This is a genomic window from Desulfobacter sp., assembly GCF_050177295.1.
On sequence record NZ_JBFXHE010000468.1, the window covers coordinates 1 to 3,231 of the forward strand.

The window sequence follows — 3,231 nt, forward strand, 5'->3', positions numbered from 1 at the left end:
TAGAAAACACATTATCCACCCGTGGTCAGATTTAGGCAGTGATGCCCAGTCGATGATTATTGAATCCGGTAAAGGGATTCATGTGTTTGACAATGAAGGCAACAAATATATTGATTCGATCTCAGGCATGTGGTGTGTGAATCTGGGGTATGGAAATAAAGAGATGGCAGATGCGATTGCTGACCAGTGTGTTCGCCTGGTTTATTATACCCCCTTCGGGGCCATGGCAAGCCCGCCGTCCATCGAGCTTGCACACAAACTGAGTCAGCTGACACCGGGTGATCTCAACCATTTCCAGTTTACAAGCAGCGGTTCCACGGCTGTTGAATCCGCGATCCGGTTTGTTCATTATTATTTTAATTGTCTGGGGCAGCCCGGAAAAAAACATATTATTTATCGTGAAAATGCCTATCACGGCAGTACCTATTTAAGTGCCTCGCTGAACGGCAAAAAATGCGACCGAAGCTACTTTAATTACATCACAGATATTGTCCATTCCATCCCTGATCCCAATCCGTATAAAAGAGATGCAGGCATGAGTGTTGAAGATTTCTGTGATCTTCGGGTCCGCGAACTTGAAGAAAAGATTTTAGAACTTGGGCCGGACAGGGCCGCATGTTTTATTGCCGAACCTGTCATGGGATCAGGCGGTGTGATTGTTCCGCCGCCGGGGTATCATAAAAGAACGTTGGATATCTGCAGAAAATATGACGTGCTGTATATCTCAGACGAGGTGGTCACAGCGTTCGGGCGACTGGGGCACCATTTTGCCTCCGAAGATGTTTTCGACATCGTTCCGGATATCATTACCGTGGCCAAAGGGATATCATCGGGTTATCAGCCATTGGGGGCTGCCATCATATCCGAAAAACTGATGGATCGTATCAGTGGGGCATCGGCAAGGCCAAATTCATATTACACAAACGGATTTACCTATTCCGGGCATCCGGTGGCCTGCGCAGCCGCCTTAAGATATCTTGAAATCATGGAGCGGGACAACATAAATGAACATGTCCGGGAAGTGGGCCCTTATTTCATGCAACGCCTGGAAGAACTCAAAGCGGTTCCCGTTGTTGGCGATGTCAGAGGCGTTTGCTTAATGGCGTGTGTGGAATGTGTGGTGTCCGATGATGAAAAAGAAAACATCGCTGTTGCGCAAAGCGTGGATGAATTTTGCCAGGAAAAAGGGCTCATTGTCCGGCCTTACGAAAATCTATGCATATTATCTCCGCCGCTAATTATCGACAAATCGGGCATTGATGAGATTGTGGATATTTTAAGGGACAGTCTTATCGCGACAATGGATGAAAAAAATAAGGAGGCCAGGTGATGAAAAAAATAGATACCCATCTTCTGATAAATGGAAATATTGTGGCAGGAGAAGGGCAAAATTCATCTCTTTTTAGCCCGGAAAATAATGAATTCATAGTTGATGTGCCATGTGCGACCACAGCCCAGGTTGATCTGGCGGTGGATGCCGCAAATGCAGCGTTTCCAGCTTGGAAAAGAAAATCATTTGCGGACAGGGCAACTGTTTTATATAAATTTGCTGATCGGATTGATGAAAAAGCACAACTTTTGGCAAAACTTGAATCTCTGAATTGCGGTAAACCCTTTCAGCGAATGCTGGAAGATGAAATGCCGGCCATTTCCGATCATTTCCGGTTTTTTGCAGGAGCCTGCCGCTGCATGTCCGGCAGTGCCGCAGGTGAATATCTTGAAGGCTTCACCAGCATGACCCGCAGGGATCCGGTGGGTGTGGTGGGTCAAATCGCCCCTTGGAATTATCCTTTGATGATGGGGGCTTGGAAAATTGCCCCGGCCCTGGCGGCCGGAAATACGGTGGTATTCAAGCCGTCCGAATGCACACCGCTGAGTATGCTTGCATTGGTTGAAGATATCAAAGAACTGTTTCCTGCCGGGGTCCTTAATATTGTAACGGGTAAAGGCAGTGTTATCGGAAAACACATTGCCGGGCATGAAAAAATTCAGATGGTTTCAGTGACAGGTTCGGTCAATACCGGCAAACAGGTGCTGACCTCTGCGACATCCAATGTAAAACGCACCCACCTGGAGTTAGGAGGCAAAGCCCCGGTCATTGCATTTGATGATTGTGATATTGATGATCTGGTGGAAAATATGAAATTGTGGGGATATTACAATGCAGGGCAGGATTGTACTGCGGCCTGCCGCTTGTATGTGCAGGATAATATCTACCAGGACGTGGTTGAAAAGCTGACGGCGGCTGTTAAAAGCATTGACGTCAATGATATCGGGCCGCTGATCTCTGCCGAACAACGGGAGATTGTCAACGGCTTTGTTGAACGTGCCAAAAAAGTTCCGCACCTGAAGGTTGTTGCCGGCGGCAATAAAATTGATCGCGGATATTTCTATGAGCCCACCCTGATCGTTGATGCCCGTCAGGATGACGAGGTGGTTCAGGAGGAGATCTTCGGGCCGGTGGTTTCCGTCACCCGGTTCAGCGATGCTGACCAGGCCATTGAATGGGCCAATGATTGCAAATATGGGCTGGCATCCTCGATCTGGACCAGGGATATCGAAAAAGCCCACAGGGTATCATCCCTGCTTCAGTATGGTGTGACATGGATTAATACATATTTTATGTATGCATCAGAGATGCCCCATGGTGGATTTAAAATGTCCGGATACGGAAAGGATCTTTCCATGTACGGACTGGAAGATTACACGGTTGTCCGGCATATTATGGTGAAAATGTAAAATACCCCAAAAATTTGTCGGAATATAGGAAGCGAGTTATAGTTTGTGCATATTTTTTACAATTGGTTGTTTTTTTCCCGGCTGGGCAGCCTTGACAAAAGCGCTGGAATCCAATGGATAACCCCGACGATCCCATCCGTGTTTTGTGCGTGGACAAGGGCAAACTGCTCGCAGACCAGGTCAAGGAATTGTTTGACGAAGACCAAGTCACCATTGACTTTGAAAGAAGTATTGAAACCGTTGTAGACCGTTTTGAAAAAGAGCGGTTTGATCTGATGCTTTTTTCCGGATCCATGGCCAGGAACCAGCAGTCAGACGCTCTGGATATTCTGGAGTTGATCTCAGCCAAATGCCCCCAGACCCAGATTTAACTGTTCATGCCACCAGGCGCCCAGAAGTTCGCCAATCTCGGGCTGCGGGCCGGGGCGTATCACAATTCCACCCTGCCTATCAGCAACGAGGAGCTCAAACTGCTCATGGGATCAGCCATAC

At 47.7% G+C, this 3,231-nt stretch carries 3 protein-coding genes; all 3 read left to right on the forward strand.

Going from position 1 to position 3,231, the window contains the following annotated elements; translation table 11 throughout:
* Positions 1-1,330: aminotransferase (locus AB7U36_RS21175; protein ID WP_428161607.1), on the forward strand; the 1,330-nt coding region annotated here is incomplete at its 5' end.
* Positions 1,330-2,739: a gamma-aminobutyraldehyde dehydrogenase gene (locus AB7U36_RS21180; protein WP_428161608.1), complete on the forward strand. Its 1,410-nt coding sequence runs from the start codon at positions 1,330-1,332 to the stop codon at positions 2,737-2,739. The genes AB7U36_RS21175 and AB7U36_RS21180, both read left to right, overlap by 1 nt.
* Before the next feature lie 113 nt (positions 2,740-2,852).
* Positions 2,853-3,110, forward strand: a complete 258-nt coding sequence (locus tag AB7U36_RS21185) for a hypothetical protein (protein ID WP_428161609.1) — start codon at positions 2,853-2,855, stop codon at positions 3,108-3,110.
* Positions 3,111-3,231 lie beyond the last annotated feature (121 nt).